Origin of the sequence: Pseudomonas sp. LLC-1 (assembly GCF_002992185.1) — a bacterium.
Lineage (GTDB): Bacteria > Pseudomonadota > Gammaproteobacteria > Pseudomonadales > Pseudomonadaceae > Aquipseudomonas > Aquipseudomonas monteilii.
Map to the genome: position 1 here is coordinate 142,437 of NZ_LUVY01000012.1, position 18,636 is coordinate 161,072.

Annotated in this window: 19 protein-coding genes and 1 tRNA gene; 17 read left to right on the top strand and 3 right to left on the bottom strand. The window is 61.8% G+C overall.

Annotation, left to right across the window (positions count from 1 at the left end):
- Nucleotides 1-54: 54 nt before the first annotated feature.
- Both A0O30_RS11505 and A0O30_RS11510 read left to right on the top strand, forming a co-directional pair.
- Entirely contained in the window at nt 55-552 is a 498-nt protein-coding gene (locus tag A0O30_RS11505) for a PaaI family thioesterase (protein ID WP_105946553.1), read from the top strand.
- Nucleotides 553-639: 87 nt separating this feature from the next.
- Nucleotides 640-1,335 (top strand): glutathione S-transferase N-terminal domain-containing protein, encoded by a 696-nt coding sequence (locus A0O30_RS11510; RefSeq protein WP_105946554.1) that lies wholly within the window; start codon nt 640-642, stop codon nt 1,333-1,335.
- 5 nt (nt 1,336-1,340) lie between these two features.
- Here A0O30_RS11510 and A0O30_RS11515 read toward each other — a convergent pair whose 3' ends face one another.
- Nucleotides 1,341-2,957 (bottom strand): inorganic phosphate transporter, encoded by a 1,617-nt coding sequence (locus A0O30_RS11515; RefSeq protein WP_105946555.1) that lies wholly within the window; start codon nt 2,955-2,957, stop codon nt 1,341-1,343.
- 128 nt (nt 2,958-3,085) lie between these two features.
- Between A0O30_RS11515 and A0O30_RS11520 the strand changes: the two genes are divergently transcribed.
- The 7 genes from A0O30_RS11520 (at nt 3,086) to A0O30_RS11550 (ending at nt 7,688) form a co-directional block, all read left to right on the top strand.
- The gene (locus tag A0O30_RS11520) at nt 3,086-3,472 is read left to right on the top strand and encodes a DUF488 domain-containing protein (protein ID WP_105946556.1); all 387 of its coding nucleotides are present in this window, start codon (nt 3,086-3,088) and stop codon (nt 3,470-3,472) included.
- Nucleotides 3,473-3,482: 10 nt separating this feature from the next.
- Nucleotides 3,483-3,914 (top strand): GNAT family N-acetyltransferase, encoded by a 432-nt coding sequence (locus tag A0O30_RS11525; protein WP_105946557.1) that lies wholly within the window; start codon nt 3,483-3,485, stop codon nt 3,912-3,914.
- A gap of 118 nt (nt 3,915-4,032) precedes the next feature.
- Complete coding sequence (locus A0O30_RS11530; RefSeq protein WP_105946558.1) at nt 4,033-4,422, top strand: helix-turn-helix domain-containing protein; 390 nt, start codon at nt 4,033-4,035, stop codon at nt 4,420-4,422.
- A gap of 63 nt (nt 4,423-4,485) precedes the next feature.
- Nucleotides 4,486-5,124, top strand: coding sequence for a UvrY/SirA/GacA family response regulator transcription factor (gene uvrY, locus A0O30_RS11535; RefSeq protein WP_003251380.1), 639 nt, complete (start codon nt 4,486-4,488; stop codon nt 5,122-5,124).
- A 6-nt stretch (nt 5,125-5,130) separates the two neighbouring features.
- Entirely contained in the window at nt 5,131-6,954 is a 1,824-nt protein-coding gene (gene uvrC, locus A0O30_RS11540; protein WP_105946559.1) for an excinuclease ABC subunit UvrC, read from the top strand.
- Between the two features lie 33 nt (nt 6,955-6,987).
- Nucleotides 6,988-7,548 carry a CDP-diacylglycerol--glycerol-3-phosphate 3-phosphatidyltransferase gene (gene pgsA / locus A0O30_RS11545; protein ID WP_060492890.1) on the top strand — a complete coding sequence of 187 codons (561 nt, stop codon included), beginning with the start codon at nt 6,988-6,990 and terminating at the stop codon, nt 7,546-7,548.
- Nucleotides 7,549-7,612: 64 nt separating this feature from the next.
- A tRNA-Gly gene (locus tag A0O30_RS11550) sits at nt 7,613-7,688 on the top strand.
- 192 nt (nt 7,689-7,880) lie between these two features.
- Here A0O30_RS11550 and alr read toward each other — a convergent pair.
- The gene (gene alr, locus A0O30_RS11555) at nt 7,881-9,119 is read right to left on the bottom strand and encodes an alanine racemase (RefSeq protein ID WP_105946560.1); all 1,239 of its coding nucleotides are present in this window, start codon (nt 9,117-9,119) and stop codon (nt 7,881-7,883) included.
- 197 nt (nt 9,120-9,316) lie between these two features.
- Nucleotides 9,317-10,294, bottom strand: a complete 978-nt coding sequence (locus A0O30_RS11560) for a LysR family transcriptional regulator (protein ID WP_105946561.1) — start codon at nt 10,292-10,294, stop codon at nt 9,317-9,319.
- A 155-nt stretch (nt 10,295-10,449) separates the two neighbouring features.
- On the opposite strand from A0O30_RS11560, the gene A0O30_RS11565 reads away from it, so the two are divergent.
- From A0O30_RS11565 to A0O30_RS11600, 8 genes are all read left to right on the top strand, one after another.
- A complete protein-coding gene (locus A0O30_RS11565) occupies nt 10,450-11,742 on the top strand; it encodes an MFS transporter (RefSeq protein ID WP_105946562.1) in 1,293 nt (430 codons plus the stop codon).
- Nucleotides 11,743-11,754: 12 nt separating this feature from the next.
- Entirely contained in the window at nt 11,755-12,510 is a 756-nt protein-coding gene (locus A0O30_RS11570; RefSeq protein WP_105946563.1) for a class II aldolase/adducin family protein, read from the top strand.
- Entirely contained in the window at nt 12,507-13,436 is a 930-nt protein-coding gene (locus tag A0O30_RS11575) for a glyoxylate/hydroxypyruvate reductase A (protein WP_105946564.1), read from the top strand. The genes A0O30_RS11570 and A0O30_RS11575 overlap by 4 nt, the downstream gene beginning before the upstream one ends.
- A gap of 32 nt (nt 13,437-13,468) precedes the next feature.
- Nucleotides 13,469-14,695, top strand: a complete 1,227-nt coding sequence (locus A0O30_RS11580) for a Zn-dependent hydrolase (protein WP_105946565.1) — start codon at nt 13,469-13,471, stop codon at nt 14,693-14,695.
- Between the two features lie 196 nt (nt 14,696-14,891).
- Nucleotides 14,892-16,220 (top strand): MFS transporter, encoded by a 1,329-nt coding sequence (locus A0O30_RS11585; protein WP_105946566.1) that lies wholly within the window; start codon nt 14,892-14,894, stop codon nt 16,218-16,220.
- A 17-nt stretch (nt 16,221-16,237) separates the two neighbouring features.
- Complete coding sequence (locus tag A0O30_RS11590; RefSeq protein ID WP_105946567.1) at nt 16,238-17,551, top strand: OprD family porin; 1,314 nt, start codon at nt 16,238-16,240, stop codon at nt 17,549-17,551.
- An 11-nt stretch (nt 17,552-17,562) separates the two neighbouring features.
- Nucleotides 17,563-17,946 (top strand): RidA family protein, encoded by a 384-nt coding sequence (locus tag A0O30_RS11595; protein WP_105946568.1) that lies wholly within the window; start codon nt 17,563-17,565, stop codon nt 17,944-17,946.
- Nucleotides 17,946-18,581 (top strand): RraA family protein, encoded by a 636-nt coding sequence (locus tag A0O30_RS11600; RefSeq protein WP_105946569.1) that lies wholly within the window; start codon nt 17,946-17,948, stop codon nt 18,579-18,581. The genes A0O30_RS11595 and A0O30_RS11600 overlap by 1 nt, the downstream gene beginning before the upstream one ends.
- The last annotated feature ends 55 nt before the right edge of the window (nt 18,582-18,636 follow it).

The following is an 18,636-nucleotide window of genomic DNA, read 5'->3' on the forward strand; positions in this document are numbered from 1 at the left end:
TTCTGCTTTAATGGGGGCGTTGCGCGCCCCCATTTCAATAAGCACAGGAAGCGTATGAACGACCAAGCCCTTTCTCTCCAGGCCCTCGCGGCACCCGATGGCACGTGTTATGGCTGCGGGTGCTCCCACCCCAGCGGGCTGCACCTGCAAAGCCACTGGGACGCCGACGGCGTTCATCTGATATGCCGTCATGCGCCCGACAGCACCTTCATCGGCTGGCCCGGCCTGGTTTACGGCGGCCTGCTGGCGATGCTGGTCGACTGTCATTCCAACTGGACGGCCATGGCTTACCACTACCGCAATGAACGCCGCGAGCCGGGCAGCCTGCCGCGCATCGACTGCGTCACGGGTACGCTCAACCTGACCTACCTGAAACCCACGCCCATGGGCGTCGCGCTGTTGCTCAAGGCGCGTGTGGAAGGGGACGTGGGGCGCAAGAGCCGGGTGATCTGCGAGGTCTGGGCCGACGATGTGCTGACCGTGACCGCCGACTCGGTGTTCGTGCGTGTCGACACCGAAAAACTCAAGCTCAAGGCCCACGGTCAGGCCTGAGTTGCCAGCGCTGATGCGTGGTCGGTGATGGTCAGCGGCCGGGGATGTCTCTAGAGTGACAGGTTCATTCCCCAGGCAAGGTTGATCATGACCGATCTCAGTGCTTTCCCGATTACCCGCAAGTGGCCCGCCAAACACCCAGAACGCCTGCAGCTGTATTCGCTGCCGACACCCAACGGCGTCAAGGTGTCGATCATGCTCGAAGAAATCGGCCTGGCCTACGAGGCGCACAAGGTCAGTTTTGACAACGATGACCAGTTGAGCCCCGAGTTCATCTCGCTCAGCGCGAATAACAAGATCCCGGCCATCCTCGACCCCAACGGGCCGGGTGGTCAGCCGCTGCCGCTGTTCGAGTCGGGGGCGATCCTGCAGTACCTGGCGGAGAAAAGCGGCCAACTGCTCAGTCAGGACCCTGCCCAGCGTTACCAGACCCTGCAGTGGCTGATGTTCCAGATGGGCGGCATCGGGCCGATGTTTGGCCAGGTTGGCTTTTTCCACTTTTTTGCTGGCAAGGAATATGAAGACAAGCGTCCGCGTGATCGTTATGTCAACGAGTCCAAACGGCTGCTGGGTGTGCTGGATCGGCACCTGAAAGGGCGGGAGTGGATGGTTGACGAATACAGCATCGCCGACATCGCCATCTTCCCGTGGGTACGCAACCTGGTGGAGCGTTACAACGCCCGTGAGTTGATTGGTTTCGATGCGTTCAAGGAAGTGCAGCGCGTGCTGGCCGCCTTCCTCGAACGGCCAGCCGTGCAGCGCGGCCTGAAGATTCCTGCCTGACGGACCTAGAAGACCTGGTTCAACAACCAGTACAGCGACCCTGCCAGCACCATGGCTGCCGGCAGGGTCAGCACCCAGGCCATCAGCAGGTTGATCAGTGTGCGTTTCTGAATGCCTGAGCCGTTGGCGACCATGGTGCCGGCCACACCAGAGCTCAGCACATGGGTGGTCGAAACCGGCAACCCGAACATGTCCGCCGCGCCGATGGTGCACATCGCAACCACTTCAGCCGAGGCGCCCTGGGCATAGCTCAGGTGGGTCTTGCCGATCTTCTCGCCCACCGTCACCACGATACGCCGCCAGCCAACCATGGTGCCCAGCCCCAGCGCGATGGCCACGACCACCTTCACCCACAGTGGAATGTAACGGGTGGCATCGTCCAGCTGGGCCTTGAACAGTTCTACATGGCTGCGGGTGTCGGCATCGAATGCCACCAGCTGGTTTTTCTCGATCAGGCGAATGGCTTCGCTGGTCAGGTACATGTCGTTGCGCACATTGGCCATGGCTTCGGCCGGCACGCGCTTGAGCGAGCCATAGCCTTTGACCTGGTCGCCGATCATCCCGGTCAGCGCCGCGAGTGCCGGTATCAGTTGCGGGCTGGCCTTGGGCTCGGCAATGAACAAGGTCAGTACCTTGTGCGGGTCGGCCGGGGCCGCTTGCGGGTCGCTGCGCACCAGCGCCTGGCGGGTTGCTTCGGCAACGGCAGAAAACTGCAGGGCCTGTTCGTTGGGCATGGTCTTGTTCAGGGCATAGGCCATGGGCAGGGTGCCGACCAGGATCAGCATGATCAGGCCCATGCCTTTCTGGCCGTCGTTGGAGCCATGGGCAAAGGATACGCCGGTGCAGGTGAGGATCAGGACGCTGCGGATCCACCACGGTGGCGGGGTGCGGCCTTCCGGTGCCTGATACAGTTCCTTGCGCTTGACCAGTGCGCGTAACGCCATCAGCAACAAGGCCGCGCAGGCAAAGCCGATCAGAGGTGAGAACAGCAAGGCATAGCCGACTTTGCTGGCTTGGGCCCAGTCCACGCCACTGGTGCCGTCACGCCCATGCATCAGCGCGTTGGCCACACCCACGCCGATGATCGAGCCGATCAACGTGTGGGAGGACGATGCCGGCAGGCCCAGCCACCAGGTGCCGAGGTTCCAGATGATGGCTGCCAGCAGCAGGGCGAAGACCATGGCAAAGCCGGCCGAGGAGCCGACCTGCAAGATCAGCTCTACCGGCAGCAGGGCAATGATGCCGAACGCTACCGCGCCGCTGGAAAGCAACACGCCAAGGAAGTTGCAAAGCCCGGACCAGACGACCGCCACTGGTGCTGGCAGCGAGTGGGTGTAGATGACCGTGGCGACTGCATTGGCGGTGTCATGAAAACCATTGACGAATTCAAAGCCCAGGGCAATCAGCAGCGCCAGGCCCAGTAGAAGGAACGGTGTGACCGTGGTGATCACCGTGCCGCTGGCCGTCACATCCTGTTTCAGGCTCCAGACGGTATAGGCAATACCGGCCAGTAGCAGGCCGAAGAACAACACGAGGGTGGCGCGCCCTGGCGTGTGGGCAAGCTGCGGGCGGGAATCGCGCTGGGCCAGTTGCGGCTGGCTGGCCAGTGGCGGGGTTGCCATGGGTGCTCCGGTTGGCGTTGGGCGTGGGTGCCGAAGGCCTTGAGCATAGAAACAATTCGTAACCCGGCCGTGACCTCGATCAATGAATTATCTAGGCTCAAGACAGACGGTAATGGCAGGAGTAACTGATGATTCGCTGCAAGCGTGTCTACGAAGGGGTTGAGGATGAAGATGGCCAGCGCGTGCTGGTCGACCGCCTGTGGCCGCGCAACATACGCAAGGAAGACCTGCATGGGCAGTGGTTGCGCGAAGTGGCACCTTCGTCGGCATTGCGCAAGGCATTTCACCAGGGCGAGGTCGATTTTGCCGGGTTTACCCAGTGCTATCGGCAAGAACTGGCGGCCCGCCCCGAACACTGGTATCCGCTGTTGGATATGGCCGCGAAGGGCACGCTGACATTGCTGTATGCCGGCAAGGACACGGGGCATAACAATGCCCAGGTGCTGGCTGAGTGGCTGGAGGCCGAACTGGACAGGCGTGGGCCTGGCAGTTCGCCAGTGTGTTACGCCCAGTGAGCGATATGCGATGTCTTTACAGTTAACCCCCGCCAGCGACCGCCATTGTACCTTTGCCCGAGACCTCACGCGCCGCGCCATGTTGCCGTACTACCGCGAGTACGACCTGTTGTGGATCGAAGAAGCCTTCGACGAGGCCTGGGGCTGGCGCGAGCAGTGGCTGGTGACCGAAGGCGACACCCTGCTGGGTTTCTGCAGCCTCAGCCAGGACCGCCAGGCGTTGTTCATCCGCGAGTTGCACCTGTTGCCCGAGCACCGTGGGCGCGGGGTCGGCAGCTGGGTATTGGAGCAGTTGGCGCTTTGGGCCAGGCAGCGGCGCCTGCCGCTGCTGCGGCTGATGGTGTTTCGCAGCAACCCGGCCCGTCAGCTGTATCAGCGCCACGGTTTCGTTGAAATGGGAGAAGACGATTGCTTTGTGCGTATGCAGCGCGCCATCAACTAATAGCCCAATGATGGCTTGTCGCGGTCCAAGAGCATGTGCATAGTGGATCCACGTGCCTAGGGCTGCCTGCAGAGGGTTGGCCGGGCATCAGGGATATCAAGGAAGAGGAGAAACCCCAATGAATGGAATCGGTCCGCGGCTGCGGGAAGAACGCGAACGACTGGGCATGACCCAGCGAGTTTTTGGCGATATCGGCGGTGTCGAGCCCAATGCTCAGGGCAAGTATGAAAGCGGTGAGCGTACCCCTCGGATCGATTACCTGGCCGCGTTGTCTGTCAGGGGGGTGGATGCACTGTATGTGCTTAGCGGTACACGCACCCCTGCACCGCTCGAAGGTTTGAGTACGGATGAGTCCGGTTTGCTGGGGGCATTCCGCCAACTGCCGTTCGAGGATCAGGCGGCGATTTGGCACCTGTTGGGGCGTTTGTCCAGCAACGGTAAACCCCGGCAAACAGCGAGGCCTCTGCCCGTTGAGCGTCAGGCGTTTCTGACGGAATCAATGCGTTAGGCCCACCGTGAAAAATTTTGTTAAGGTGGCGGGATCCAATCGCCCTGCTGACGAGGTGTGTGCTTGATTAGGGTCTTAGTGGTCGATGATCACGATCTGGTACGAACCGGTATTACGCGCATGCTTGCCGACATCGACGGCCTGCAGGTAGTGGGTGAGGGGGACTCGGGCGAGTCGGCGCTCAAACTGGCCCGTGAGCTCAAGCCGGATGTGGTGCTGATGGACGTGAAAATGCCCGGCATCGGTGGCCTGGAGGCTACCCGCAAATTGCTGCGCAGCCATCCGGACATCAAGGTAGTCGCCGTGACGGTGTGCGAGGAAGACCCGTTCCCCACGCGCTTGCTGCAGGCCGGCGCTGCCGGCTATCTGACCAAGGGGGCAGGCCTTGATGAAATGGTCCAGGCTATTCGGCTGGCCTTTGCCGGCCAACGCTATATCAGCCCGCAGATCGCCCAGCAGTTGGCACTGAAACCGTTTCAGCCGCAGGGTTCGCCGTTTGACGCGTTGTCCGAACGGGAAATCCAGATTGCCCTGATGATCGTCGGCTGCCAGAAAGTGCAGATCATCTCTGACAAGTTGTGCCTCTCGCCCAAGACCGTCAATACTTACCGTTATCGGATCTTTGAAAAACTCTCGGTCACCAGCGACGTCGAACTGACCTTGCTGGCCGTTCGCCACGGTATGGTCGACGCAAGCCTGTAAAACCTCATGTCTCAAGTGTTTGATGCCAGCGCATTCCTGGCGACCTGCAGTGGTCGCCCGGGCGTTTACCGGATGTTCGATGCCGAAGCCCGGCTGCTTTACGTGGGCAAGGCCAAGAACCTCAAGAAGCGCCTGGCCAGCTATTTCCGCAAGACTGGCCTGGTGCCCAAGACCGCCGCGCTGGTAGCGCGCATTGCGCAGGTCGAAACCACCATCACCGCCAACGAAACCGAGGCGTTGCTGCTGGAACAGAACCTGATCAAGGAGTGGCGCCCGCCCTACAACATCCTCCTGCGCGACGACAAATCCTACCCCTATGTGTTCCTGTCCGATGGCGAGTTCCCACGGTTGGGCATTCACCGTGGGGCGAAAAAGGCCAAGGGCCGCTACTTCGGCCCGTACCCCAGCGCCGGGGCCATCCGCGAAAGCCTCAGCCTGCTGCAAAAGGCCTTTTCCGTGCGCCAGTGCGAGGACAGCTATTACGCAAACCGCACCCGGCCTTGCCTGCAGTACCAGATCAAACGCTGCAAAGGGCCCTGCACCGGGTTGGTGACTGCCGAGGAATACGCTGAGGATGTGCGCCACTCGGTCATGTTCCTGGAAGGGCGTAGCCAGCAGTTGGGCAACGAACTGAATGCCGAGATGGAAACGGCCGCCATGGCCCTCAATTTCGAGAAAGCTGCCGAACTGCGTGACCAGATCGCCCTGCTGCGGCGCGTGCAGGACCAGCAGTACATAGAAGGTGGCAGTGGCGACGTCGATGTCATCGCCGCTTTCGTCAACCCGGGCGGCGCCTGTGTGCACCTGATCAGCGTGCGCGGTGGGCGAGTACTGGGCAGCAAGAACTTTTTCCCGCAGGTGGGTATCGAGGAAGAGGTGGCCGAGGTCATGGCCGCATTCCTTTCCCAGTACTACCTGGGCAACGCAGAGCGCGAACTGCCTGGCGAGTTGATCGTCAACGTGGTTCACGAAGACTTTGAAGCCATCACCGAAGCGCTGCACACGCTGCGTGGCCGCGAACTGACCATCAGCCACCGGGTGCGCGGTACACGCGCCCGCTGGCAGCAGCTGGCCGTGACCAACGCCGAGCAGGCGCTCAACGCCCGCCTGGCCAACCGCCAGCACATGGCTGCCCGCTTTGAGGCCCTGGCCGAAGTGCTGGGCCTGGATGAAGTGCCGCAGCGCCTGGAGTGCTACGACATCAGCCATTCCAGCGGCGAAGCCACCGTGGCCAGCTGCGTGGTGTTCGGCCCCGAAGGCCCGCTGAAGTCCGATTACCGTCGGTTCAACATCGAAGGCATTACCGGCGGTGATGACTATGCCGCCATGCATCAGGCGCTGACTCGCCGCTACGGGCGTATCAAGGACGGCGAGGGCAAGCTGCCCGATGTGTTGCTGGTGGACGGCGGCAAGGGCCAGCTGAACATGGCCCGCGATGTGATGCAGGAACTGGGCTTCAACGACCTGACCCTGCTTGGTGTGGCCAAAGGCGTCACCCGCAAGGCAGGCTTCGAGACCCTTTATCTGAACGACGTGCACCACGAATTTACCCTCAAGGGTGATTCTGCGGCTCTGCACCTGATCCAGCAGATCCGCGATGAAGCCCACCGTTTTGCCATCACCGGTCACCGCGCCCGTCGTGGCAAGGCCCGTCGGGTCTCCAGCCTTGAAGATGTGGCCGGGGTAGGGCCGAAGCGCCGCCGTGACCTGCTGAAACATTTCGGCGGCCTGCAAGAGCTCAACCGCGCCAGTATCGATGAAATCGCCAAAGCCCCCGGCATCAGTAAAAAGCTTGCCGAATCAATTTATGCCAGCCTGCATAGCGAGTAGAATGCCGGGCTCAACTTGCAGCCAGTCGTACCGATGAATATTCCAAACCTGCTCACCGTTCTACGCGTCCTGCTCATCCCGATCTTCATCCTGCTGTTCTATGTGCCCTATCACTGGAGCTACATGGCCGCCAGCAGCGTGTTCGCCGTTGCCGCTGCCACCGACTGGCTGGACGGCTACCTGGCGCGTCGCCTGCAGCAGAGCACGCCGTTCGGTGCCTTCCTGGACCCGGTGGCCGACAAACTGATGGTGGCCGTGGCCCTGGTGCTGCTGGTGCAGACCCACGCCAACTTCTGGCTGACCCTGCCGGCTGCAGTCATCATCGGCCGCGAAATCGTGGTGTCGGCACTGCGCGAGTGGATGGCCGAGCTGGGCGCACGCGCGCATGTGGCGGTGTCCAACCTTGGCAAGTGGAAGACGGCAGCGCAGATGCTGGCACTGGTGATTCTGCTGGCCAACCCGCCGGCGGTGACTTTCTGGGTCATCCTGGGTTACGGGCTGCTGCTGGTGGCGGCGGGGCTGACGCTGTGGTCAATGGTGCACTACCTGCTGGCGGCCTGGCCGCACCTGCGCGAAGGTTCGGAGCAGAAATAAAAGTTTTTTTGAATCAAGGGGTTGACGCTGTTTTAGAAATCGCTAGAATGGCACCCATCACGACGCGGGAATAGCTCAGTTGGTAGAGCACGACCTTGCCAAGGTCGGGGTCGCGAGTTCGAGTCTCGTTTCCCGCTCCAAATAAAGATCTACAGATTTTTATTCGAAGTCTGTAAGTCGTGAAAAAAGGGCCTTCGGGCCCTTTTTTCGTTTCTGCGGTAATCATCTTGGCAAGCTGGTTATTCACCCCGTGCCGGCAGTAGTGAAGACTGTCCAGCAATAGCCTCGGGGGAAGTACAAGGTACGCCGTCTTCAGGCAGCGTACCGGCCCATCACTGTGCTTTCAGCACCTTCGGATTCGAGTTGCCCCAGATCGTGTAGAGGTCGGCCAGCAACGCGCCGTTGATGGTTTCCAGCTCTGCCTGGGTGATTTCCTGATCGCCCTGCTTGCCGTAGAGCACCACTTCATTACCCGGCTTGACCCCCGGAATATCGGTCACATCGACCATGAGGGTGTTCATGGTGACCTTGCCAATTACTGGCGCCCGCTTGCCATTGATCAGTACCGAGGCCTTGTTGGAGAAAGCCCGGCGATAGCCGTCTGAGTAGCCTGCGGGAATGTTGGCAACCAGCGAGTCGCGATTCAGGGTGTAGGTGCGGTCGTAGCTGATGGTACTTCCGGCGGGGTAGTGGTTGACAGCTGCGACCTGCGACTTGAACTGCATGACACGCTGGAACTCTTCGTGGCCGCCAACCGGGTAGCCATACAGCGCCGCGCCGGGGCGCACCATGTCCAGCCAGCCCTCAGGTACTTCTAGCGTGGTGAAGGTATTGGCGCAGTGCAGTAGCAGTTTGCTGCGATCCAGTTTGGCCTGTTCGATCAGCAACGCTGACTGTTCCTTGAATGTGGCAAGCCCTTTGAGGACATCCTCACGCGCCTCCTCCGGGAAGTGGGTCATGATGCCGACCACTTGCAGGTGCGCGAGGGTAGCCATGGCAATGGCGTCTTTGCGACCCTGGGGCGTCCCCATCTCCACACCGTTACGTCCCATTCCGGCCGAATTGAGTGCCAGGTGCACTTTCAATGGGTGGCCATTGCGCTTGGCCAGGGCATCCAGTTGCTGTGCCACCTCCAGGTTGCCTACCAGTTCGTCCATGTCGTAGGGAAGTGCATCCTGTACCTCGCCAAGGCTGGCAGTTCGCAGTCGCATGAGCCGGCCTTTGAAGCCTTTCTCACGGGCGACGCGTGCTTCTTCATTACTGGCAACGCCAATGCAACCGATACCCATACGAATGGCCGATGGCACCAGCAGGGCAATCCCGTTGCCATAGGCGTCAGCTTTCATGACTGCGCAGACCTGACTCTTGCCGGCGACCAGCTTCTGTATGCGTGCGATGTTGTGTTCGAAGGCAGCCTGGTCGATTTCCAGCCAGGCATTGCTTTGCGCCATGCGTGCTGCTGCAGGTACGTCGTTGCTGCTGGCGTCAAGCAGCGGCGCGGCGTGTACGAAGCTTGCGCTGCTGGCGAGCGCCATGGCGATAGCGATGCGACTGAGGGCGTGTCGGGTCATGTCTGGCTTCCGTTCTTATTGAGGAGAGCGAGCCGGCGCCCCCTCGGGAGCGCAGACCCGTCTCGAAAGTTTCTCGGATAAAGAGACGCGAAACCTGTCGTGATGCAGGTGGCCGGCAGCGGATCAGGTCGTTGCGACCGGGACAACGACGGTTTGCGCTGAGGCTCGGAAAGCGCGGCGGGTTCGTTACGCTCGCCTCAGGATTTATCGACAGTCGCCAACTTATGCTGCAACCCCTCCAGAAATACCCCTTCTGCCATCGTCAGCTTCTGCTCCCGATTCCACAGCAGATACACGTCCACATCAACGATTCCCTCAGCCGGTGGTAATCGCCACAGCAACCCTTCCTCGATATCCTTTTGCAGCATATGGTCCGGCAAACACCCGATTCCGTACCCCGCGCACACCAGTCGGTGAATCTCCTCGAAGCTGGAGGAGGAGGCCACAATTCGCCCGGTGAACCCCTGTTGATCCCGAAATACCGCCAACGGCGACAGGTTTCCGCCCAACTGATCGCTCACGAAGCTGACAAAGTTCTCTCCCTGCATCTCCTCCAGCGCCACGTCTGCGCGCCCGAACAACCGATGACGTCGTCCGCAGAAAAATGCATAACGCTGGCGCAGCAGTTGCCGCTGCTCCAGTTTCTGTTGCGGTATCCGGCATAGACCTAAACCCACCGTCGCCGTCTTCTGCAGCAGTGAACTGATGATGTCCGAACTGCGTAGCACCTCGATCTCCACCTCCACCCGTGGGTGCGCTTCGTGAAAATCTGCAAGAAATTCGTCGTACAGCGTCGACTGCAGCCCGCTGATGGTCAGCAGCCGGACTTTGCCGGCCACGCCATCGTTTCGTTCCTCGACGGCAGCGCTGATCCGCGAAACATCGCCATAGATATCCGTGGCAATGCGCAACACTTCCTCGCCGGCAGAGGTCAGGTCAAAACGCGGCCCACGCCGCAGAATCAGGGCACAGTCCAGCTGCTCCTCCAGGCGCTTCAGTGCTTGGCTTACCGCCGACTGGGTGATGTGCAAACGCGCGGCTGCGCGGCTGACACTGCCTTCCTGGCCGATCACCAGGTAGGTGCGTAACAGGTTCCAGTCGAGCCGGTCGTTGAGGAAGCGACGACCCTCCCATTTGTTGACCAAGCCGTCAGCTTGCGACGCAGGCACTTTCATCTCAGGCTCCATTAGTAGCACTGCTAATACGGCGATTAAGAATTAGCAAATTGACTAATCATAGCCAGCGGGGCGATAAAAGACAAAAGCGCCAAAGAGCGCACCGTTTTAGCCAGAAACACTGCCTTTACAATTATTTCAAGAAGGGCCTTGCCATGCACACGTCCACTCAGCCGAGGCGCGCTGCGGCTGCCGCATTCGTCGGCACCACCATCGAGTTCTACGACTTTTACATCTACGCCACCGCCGCGGCGCTGGTGCTCGGCCAGGTGTTCTTCCCCAGCTCCAATCCACTGCTCAGCACCCTTGGCGCTTTTGGCACCTTCGCCGTCGGCTTTATCGCCAGGCCCATGGCCGGCATGGTCTTCGGCCATCTGGGTGACCGTCTGGGTCGCAAGAAGATGCTGTTGGTGACCATGGCGCTGATGGGCCTCGCCACCACCGGTATCGGTCTGCTGCCAAGTTACGCAACGGCCGGTATCTGGGCGCCCATCGGGCTGATCGCGCTGCGTATCGTGCAGGGCATCTCGGTAGGCGGGGAGTGGGGCGGTGCGGTGTTGATGGCCAGCGAACACGCCCCGGCCAAGCGCAAGACCTTCTATGCCTCTTTTGCTCAGCTGGGTAGCCCGGCCGGCCTGTTGCTGGCGCTGATCGCCTTCCGCCTGGCCTCGATGCTTGACCAGGACGACTTCGTCAGCTGGGGTTGGCGCATTCCGTTTCTGATCAGCGGACTGCTGATGATGGTTGGTCTGGCGATCCGCTTCGGGGTCGACGAGTCACCCGAGTTCAAGGCCGCGCGCGAGAATAAAGAGGTAGTCGAATATCCGGTCGCTGAAGTGATCCGCAGTTGCTGGCGACAAATCCTCTTTGCCGCGCTCGCCGTAACCATCGGCTCGGCCGGGTTCTTCTTCACCAATACCTTCATGATCACGTACGTCACTACCTACCAGGGCATTGCGCGCTCGACGATCCTGGACTGCCTGTTCCTGGTGACTATCCTCCAGTTCCTCACCCAGCCTTTGGCCGCGTTGCTGGCCGAGCGCATCGGCGAAGGGTGCTTCCTCAAAGGGGTCGCATTGCTGTGCATGGCCGTGCCCTATCCGATGTTCATGCTGGTGGGTACCCAGAATCTGTTGCTGATGACCCTTGGCATCGCCTTGGCGGTAGTCACCTTGTCGGCCCTCTACGCGGTGATCGCGGGCTACATGGCCCAAGCCTTCCCGGCCCACCTTCGCTACTCGGGCATCTCGCTGGCCTACCAGTTGATCTGCGCCCTGGCCGGGGGCAGTACGCCGATCATCGGCACACTGCTGGCCAACCAGTTCGCCGGGCAATGGCTGCCGCTGGCGCTGTTCTTCACCTTGCTGTCCACGCTTTCCCTGATCGGTGTCTGCGGCCTGTCGCGCCTGCGCAGCGACACTCAACCCGACGCCGTACTCGCTCGTTAACCAGGAGTTTCCATGAGCAAGCCCCATCACATCAGCGACGTCGAATGGCACGCCCGTTGCGAACTGGCCGCGCTGTACCGCCTGGTCGCGCACTTTCGCATGACCGACCTGATCGACACCCACATCACCCTGCGTATCCCAGGGCCGGAGCATCACTTCCTGATCAACCGCTACGGGGTGATTTTCGACCGTATGCGCGCCTCGGACCTGGTGCGCATCGACCAGTATGGCAATGTCGTTGGCGGTAACACCGACGCGCAACGGGTGAACGCCGCCGGGTTCGTGATCCATTCGGCCATCCACATGGCCCGCCCGGACATGGCCTGCGTGGTGCACACCCATACCGCCGCCGGCATCGCGGTGTCGGCCCAGGAGCACGGGCTGTTGCCAATCAGCCAGCATGCGCTGAAGTTCTACGGCAAGCTCGCCTATCACCAGTACGAGGGCATCGCGCTGTCGCTGGACGAGCGCGAGCGGCTCATCGCCGACCTTGGCCCGCACAAGGCGATGATCCTGCGTAACCACGGCCTGCTGGCCGGTGGGCAGAGTGTGGCCCATGCCTTCCACGAGCTGCATTTCCTGGAGCGCGCCTGCCAGGCCCAGGTGCAGGCCCTGGCCGGTGGCAGCAAGCTGATCTTCCCCTCGGAAGCCGTGTGCCGGCATACCGCGGCGCAGTTCGACCGGGATGAGGCGGACGAGATCATCGCCCTGAGCTGGAACGCTGCCCTGACCCTGATCGAAACCCAACGCGAGTCTTACTGCTCATGAAACCGCTGGTGCTTTTATCCGCCGACAATGTGTTGCTTGGGCAGTTGCAGGCAGCGTTCGCCCGCCAGGCGCCGGGGCTGCGCGTGGTACTGGCTGGCGACCCGGCCGCCGTGGATGCAGAAGTCGCCGCCTGCTGGTTTCCGCCAGCGGGCAGCCTGAAGGCATTGCCCTGCCTGAAGCTGATCCACTCGGTGGCTGCCGGTGTCGATCACTTGGGCACCGACCCCGACCAACGCAACCTGCCGGTATGCCGCGTGGTCGACCCGGCGCACCGCCAGGGCATGGCCGAATACGTGCGCTGGGCCGTGACCCACTACCACCGGGATTTCGACCGGGCCATGCAGCAGCAAGCGCGTCAGGTATGGCAGCGTCACCCGCAGAAACCCGCCGCACAATACCGCGTGGGCATCATGGGGCTGGGCTCGCTCGGCGGCGTCATTGCCGAAGAACTGAGCGCTGCGGGTTACGTGGTACGCGGCTGGTCGCGCACCCTGAAAGCGATAGAGGGCGTGCAGACTTTCGCCGGCGAAGCGTCCTTCGTCGCGTTCCTCGATGGCCTTGATCTGCTGGTGAACCTGCTGCCGCTGACCAACGCTACACGCGGCATTCTCTGCCAGAAGACCTTTGACTCACTGGCGCCTGGCGCGGCCGTGGTGAACTGCGGGCGTGGCCAGCATGTGCAGGTAGACGAGCTGATCGGCGCCGTGGAAAGCGGCCGCCTGCGCGGGGCCTTGCTGGACGTGTTCGAGAAGGAACCGTTGGCACCGGACAGCCGACTCTGGATCACGCCAGGCATCGTCGTCACGCCGCACATGGCGTCGGCGGCGTCACACGATTGCATCGCCCAGCAGATCGCAACAAATGCCCGGCGCCTTCACGAAGGCCAGCCGTTGCTCAACCGGGTGGATGTGCACCTCGGTTACTGAACCCACCGCCTGAACTGATGAGGAAACACACCATGCTGACATGCAATGGGGACCGGCTGTGGGACAGCCTGATGCAGATGGCCAAGGTAGGCCCAACGGAAAACGGTGGCAACTGCCGGCTGGCGCTGTCTGCCGAGGACAAGGCCGGGCGCGAGTTGTTTGCTGGCTGGTGCCGCGACCTGGGGATGACTGTCCATTTCGACGCCATTGGCAACCTGTTCGCCCGCAAGGTTGGGCGCGATGAGTCGATGCCGCCGGTAGTGATGGGTAGCCACCTGGACACCCAACCCAAGGGCGGGCGTTTTGATGGTATCTACGGCGTGTTGGCCGGGCTGGAAGTGCTGCGTAGCCTGCGCGATCAAGGTATTGAGCCGCTGCGGACGCTGGAAATTGCGGTATGGACCAACGAGGAGGGCGCTCGCTTCACCCCGGCGATGCTCGGCTCGGCGGTGTTCACCGGCGACCTGGCGCTGGAGCGTGCATTGGCGGTGAAGGACGCGGCCGGGGTCAGCGTGGCGCAGGCACTGGAGGACACCGGTCATGCCGGCAGCCTGCCGCTGGCGCGTGAGTTCGATGCCTATTTCGAAGCGCATATCGAGCAGGGGCCGATCCTTGAGGATGCCGGCCTGCCGGTTGGCGTGGTGACGGGCGGGCAGGCGATCTGCTGGCTGGACATCGAGGTCAAGGGCATTCCCGCGCACGCTGGCACCACGCCGATGCCGCTGCGCCGTGATGCGATGTTTGCGGTGGGTGAGATGGTCACGGCACTGGAACAACTGGCCCGGGACTTCGCGCCCAAAGGGCTGGTCACGGTGGGGCAACTGGAGATCGCCCGGTCTTCGCGCAATACCATTCCAGGCCGGGTGGCGTTCACGCTGGATCTGCGGCACCACGAGGATGAGCAGATCGCCGCGATGGAGGCCAGTGCGCGTGAGCTGATCAATGCCATTGCACTGCGCCGAGGGTTATCTGTGAGCGTTGAGCGCCACTGGCTGAGCCCGGCGACGCCGTTCGATGCGCAATGCATCGCGGCGGTGCAGCAGGCGGTTGACGAGCTGGGTTATGCGCACCAGCGAATTGTCAGTGGAGCGGGGCATGACGCCATTCACCTGGCGCGGCATTGCCCGACGACCATGGTGTTCATTCCGTGTGTTGGGGGGCTCAGCCATAACGAGGCGGAGGATGCCCTGCCTGACGATGTGAGCAAAGGGTGTGATGTGTTGCTCAATGCCGTGCTGAAGCGCGCCGACCGGAGCTGACACGGCCCGGCGTTGCCGGGCATCGCCAGCCATCGACCGCGAAGCGGTCGCGGCAACAAAAAAGTCATGAACTTTTCCAGTAATTGGCGCCCGCCAGCCGCGCGCCACGGCTTCGCTTTGCCCGAAAAACAAGAAATTGCCGTACCGATTGCACCTGCCAAACAACAACCAAAACCCACTTCCGGGAGTAAATGGCATGAACAGCCCTGCGTACACCAAGGTTGCCAGCGAGCAACCGACCCAGACCACCGATATGAAAAAGGTCGCCATCGCCAGCGTGATCGGCACCACTGTCGAATGGTACGACCTGTTCCTTTTCGCCACGGCCTCGGCCCTGGTGTTCAACAAGATCTTCTTCCCAGGCTTCGATCCGCTGGTCGGCACGCTGCTGGCCTTTGGTACCTTCGCCTCAGCCTACGGCGCGCGGATCGTCGGCGCCGCACTGTTCGGCCACTTCGGTGATCGCCTCGGGCGCAAATCGATGCTGCTGATCTCGCTACTGGCCATGGGGGCTGCCACCTTTGGCATCGGTCTGCTACCGGACTACCAGTCCATCGGCATCTGGGCCCCCATTTCACTGCTGACGCTGCGCATCATCCAGGGCCTGGCCCTGGGGGGAGAATGGGGCGGCGCCGTGCTGATGGCGGTGGAGCATGCGCCCAAACACCAGCGTGGCCTGTACGGTTCGTGGGTTCAGATCGGCGTTCCGGCCGGCACCATGCTTGCCAACCTGGTGTTCCTGCTGATCGCCACCACCTTGAGCACCGAAGAGTTGCTTGCCTGGGGCTGGCGCATCCCGTTCCTGGGCAGCGTGCTGCTGATTGCCCTGGGCCTGTACATCCGCCTGAACATTCACGAAACCCCGTCGTTCAAGGCCGTGGAGAAAACCGGTGAACAGGTGAAGGTTCCGCTGTTCGAGGTGTTCCGCAAGTACTGGAAACAAGTGCTGCTCGGCGGCGTGGCGACCATGTCCACCGGTACTTCCTACAACCTGATCGTTGCCTTTGGCCTTACTTACGGCACCCAGACCCTCGGCTTCTCACGCGGCGAGATGCTGACTGTGGTGCTGGTGTCCTGCGCCGCGTGCATCTTCATGCTGCCGTTTTTCGGCGCGCTGTCGGACAGGATCGGGCGCAAGCCGATCATCATCGGCGGGATCATCGCCGAAGCGCTGGTGGCCTTCCCGATGTTCTGGCTGATGGACACCAAGGAGCTGCCGCTGGTGTTCGCCGGTTACCTGCTGCTGATGACCGCCTTCGCCGCCAACTACGGCCCCATCGCGACGTTCCTGGCCGAATTGTTCGGCACCCGCGTGCGTTACTCGGGGTTGTCGATCAGTTACATGCTCTCGGGCCTGCTGGGCAGTGCGGCCACGCCGCTGGTGACCACGGCATTGCTGTCGATGACCGGCAAAGGCTCTTCGGTGGCCTGGTACATGGTCGGTTCGGCGGTGGTGTCGCTTGTGGCCTTGCTGCTGCTCACCGAAACCTTCAACAAAGACATCAACACCAAGGCACGTGGCTGAGCCCAGGGAGAGCATCGATGAAAAAGACCTTGCTGGCCGTCAGTGCCATTGTCGTGCCGCTTAGCCCGACTGCCTTCGCCGACCTGGTGAAAGACAGCCAGGCGAGCCTCAACCTGCGCAACTTCTACTTCAACAACGATTTCCGTGACAAGCCCGGCGCTGCCGGGCAAAGCAAGACTGAGGAATGGGCCCAGGGTTTCGTCTTCAATTTCGCCTCTGGCTTCACCGACGGCACTGTGGGCGTGGGCCTGGACGCCATCGGCCTGATGGGGGTAACCCTGGACAGCGGCGCTGGCCGCCACCGCGGCAGTAGCATGATCCCGGACGACGGTGCCGGTGCAGCCAGCGAGTGGAGCCGCTTTGGGCTTACACCCAAGATGAAGTTCTCGAAAACCGAGCTGCGCTACGGCAGCCTGCTGCCCAAGTTGCCGGTGCTTACCTACAACGATGGCCGACTGTTGCCGCAAACCTTCGAAGGCGGTCAGGTGACCTCCAGCGAGATCGATGGGCTGACCCTGACCGGCGGGCGCCTGGAGCATGTCACCGGGCGTGGCTCCAGTGACCGTACCGGGCTGGCGGTGGCAGGCGGCAGCCGCGAAAGCAATGAGTTCCTGTTTGCCGGTGGTGACTACAAGTTGGGCAAAGACCTGCTGGCGCAGTACTACTTCGCCAACATGCAGGACTACTACAACCAGCACTTCGTCGGCCTGACCCATACGCTGCCGTTCGCCGACGGGCAGTCCTTCAAGACCGAGCTGCGTTACTTTCGCACCACTTCTGACGGTGGCAACGGCAGCGCCGCCGGGCGTGCGAGCGGTTACCGGGTGAGCGGCTACACCGAGGACGGCAATGGTGAAATCGACAACCGCACCTGGAGCGCGGCGTTCACCTACAGCGTGCAGGGCCATGCGCTGATGGCCGGTTACCAGGTGGTTTCCGACGCCAGCAACTTCGTCCAGGCCAACCAGGGCTCCCTGGCCGGCAAGGGTGCCGGTGGGGCGAGCGTGTACCTGCACACCGACCGCATGCTGGCCAGCTTCAACCGGGCCGGTGAGCGTACAGGCTTCGCTCAATACAGCTACGACTTCGCCGCTGCCGGTGTGCCTGGGCTCAAGGCCTCGCTGATGTACCTCAAGGGTGACGACATCAAACGTGTCGGGGCGGATGACGGTTCTGAATGGGAGCGAGACATCGGCCTGGACTACGTGATCCAGAGTGGCACCTTCAAGGGGCTGGGCCTGGCCTGGCGCAACGGTGTGCTGCATTCCGACATCGATCCGAATCAGGACCAGAACCGCCTGATTCTGAGCTATAGCCTGGCGCTTTTCTGAAGGAGACAGCCATGGAACGTATCAACGCGGCACCCGGCACCATTGGTCCGGTCGGACCTTACTCGCAAGCGGTGGTGAGTGGCCACCTCGTGTTCACGGCGGGCCAGATTCCCTCGATCGGCAGCCTTGAAGAGCAGCCTGAAACCTTTGCTGAACAGGTCCGACAGACGTTTGCCAACCTGGGGGCGATTCTCGACGCGGCGGGGTCCAGCCTGAGCCACATCGTCAAGGTCAATGCCTATCTCACCGACCCGGCGTTGCTGGAGGAATTCAACCAGGTCTACCGGGAAGTCCTCGGCCATGCGCCGCCAGCGCGCACCACCGTGTGCGTGCAACTCTGGGGCGTCAGCCTGGAAATCGACTGCATTGCAGAGCTCGTCGAAGGGGGTTGCTGATGGACGATGTAGCCCTCTCACAGTTGCTCGACCAACTGCGGTCAGTGAGTTTCGCCACCCTTGGGCACTTCCTGGAGCAAGGGTTCGTCAGCCATGAGATTCGCGCGATGGTGCCGAATGTCCACTTGGTCGGTCGGGCAGTGACCTTGCGTGTGGCCCATGCGGATGCCATTGCCGTTAACCGTGCACTGGCTTCTTTGAGGCACGGCGACGTACTGGTGATCGACATGGCAGGCGATCATGCCCACGCCTGCGTTGGAACCGTCACCCAGTGCGCTGCGCTCTGCGCTGGCGCGATGGGTATTGTCGTTGACGGTGTGGTCACTGACCTCGTCGAGTTACGTGCCGCCGGGTTGCCGGTGTTCGCCCGTGGCACCACGCAACTCACAACCAAGCTGCTGGGTAGCGCTTCCAGTGCCTTCAACATACCGGTGTGTTGTGGTGGCGTAGTGGTCAATCCGGGGGATGTGGTGATGGCCGATGACAATGGCGTGCTGATTTTGCCACCGCAGGTGGTCGCAAAAGCCATTGCGCAAGCGCAGGCGTCGGACCGGGGCGAACCGGCGCTACTGGCCCGCTTGAGAGCAGGTGAGGCCGTGGAATCGGTGCTTATGACCGAACCGGTCGAGGCTTAGGAAAGGCGCACGACAGAATCGGCTGTTTTGCCTGGTTAAACAGCTTGTTCTGGTC

Excerpts from the sequence above, each read along its gene's own strand:
- A0O30_RS11505 (WP_105946553.1), top strand. The coding sequence starts at position 55 with ATGAACGACCAAGCCCTTTCTCTCCAGGCCCTCGCGGCACCCGATGGC.
- A0O30_RS11510 (WP_105946554.1), top strand. The coding sequence starts at position 640 with ATGACCGATCTCAGTGCTTTCCCGATTACCCGCAAGTGGCCCGCCAAA.
- A0O30_RS11515 (WP_105946555.1), bottom strand. The coding sequence starts at position 2,957 with ATGGCAACCCCGCCACTGGCCAGCCAGCCGCAACTGGCCCAGCGCGAT.
- A0O30_RS11520 (WP_105946556.1), top strand. The coding sequence starts at position 3,086 with ATGATTCGCTGCAAGCGTGTCTACGAAGGGGTTGAGGATGAAGATGGC.
- A0O30_RS11525 (WP_105946557.1), top strand. The coding sequence starts at position 3,483 with ATGTCTTTACAGTTAACCCCCGCCAGCGACCGCCATTGTACCTTTGCC.
- A0O30_RS11530 (WP_105946558.1), top strand. The coding sequence starts at position 4,033 with ATGAATGGAATCGGTCCGCGGCTGCGGGAAGAACGCGAACGACTGGGC.
- uvrC (WP_105946559.1), top strand. The coding sequence starts at position 5,131 with ATGTCTCAAGTGTTTGATGCCAGCGCATTCCTGGCGACCTGCAGTGGT.
- pgsA (WP_060492890.1), top strand. The coding sequence starts at position 6,988 with ATGAATATTCCAAACCTGCTCACCGTTCTACGCGTCCTGCTCATCCCG.
- alr (WP_105946560.1), bottom strand. The coding sequence starts at position 9,119 with ATGACCCGACACGCCCTCAGTCGCATCGCTATCGCCATGGCGCTCGCC.
- A0O30_RS11560 (WP_105946561.1), bottom strand. The coding sequence starts at position 10,294 with ATGAAAGTGCCTGCGTCGCAAGCTGACGGCTTGGTCAACAAATGGGAG.
- A0O30_RS11565 (WP_105946562.1), top strand. The coding sequence starts at position 10,450 with ATGCACACGTCCACTCAGCCGAGGCGCGCTGCGGCTGCCGCATTCGTC.
- A0O30_RS11570 (WP_105946563.1), top strand. The coding sequence starts at position 11,755 with ATGAGCAAGCCCCATCACATCAGCGACGTCGAATGGCACGCCCGTTGC.
- A0O30_RS11575 (WP_105946564.1), top strand. The coding sequence starts at position 12,507 with ATGAAACCGCTGGTGCTTTTATCCGCCGACAATGTGTTGCTTGGGCAG.
- A0O30_RS11580 (WP_105946565.1), top strand. The coding sequence starts at position 13,469 with ATGCTGACATGCAATGGGGACCGGCTGTGGGACAGCCTGATGCAGATG.
- A0O30_RS11585 (WP_105946566.1), top strand. The coding sequence starts at position 14,892 with ATGAACAGCCCTGCGTACACCAAGGTTGCCAGCGAGCAACCGACCCAG.
- A0O30_RS11590 (WP_105946567.1), top strand. The coding sequence starts at position 16,238 with ATGAAAAAGACCTTGCTGGCCGTCAGTGCCATTGTCGTGCCGCTTAGC.
- A0O30_RS11595 (WP_105946568.1), top strand. The coding sequence starts at position 17,563 with ATGGAACGTATCAACGCGGCACCCGGCACCATTGGTCCGGTCGGACCT.
- A0O30_RS11600 (WP_105946569.1), top strand. The coding sequence starts at position 17,946 with ATGGACGATGTAGCCCTCTCACAGTTGCTCGACCAACTGCGGTCAGTG.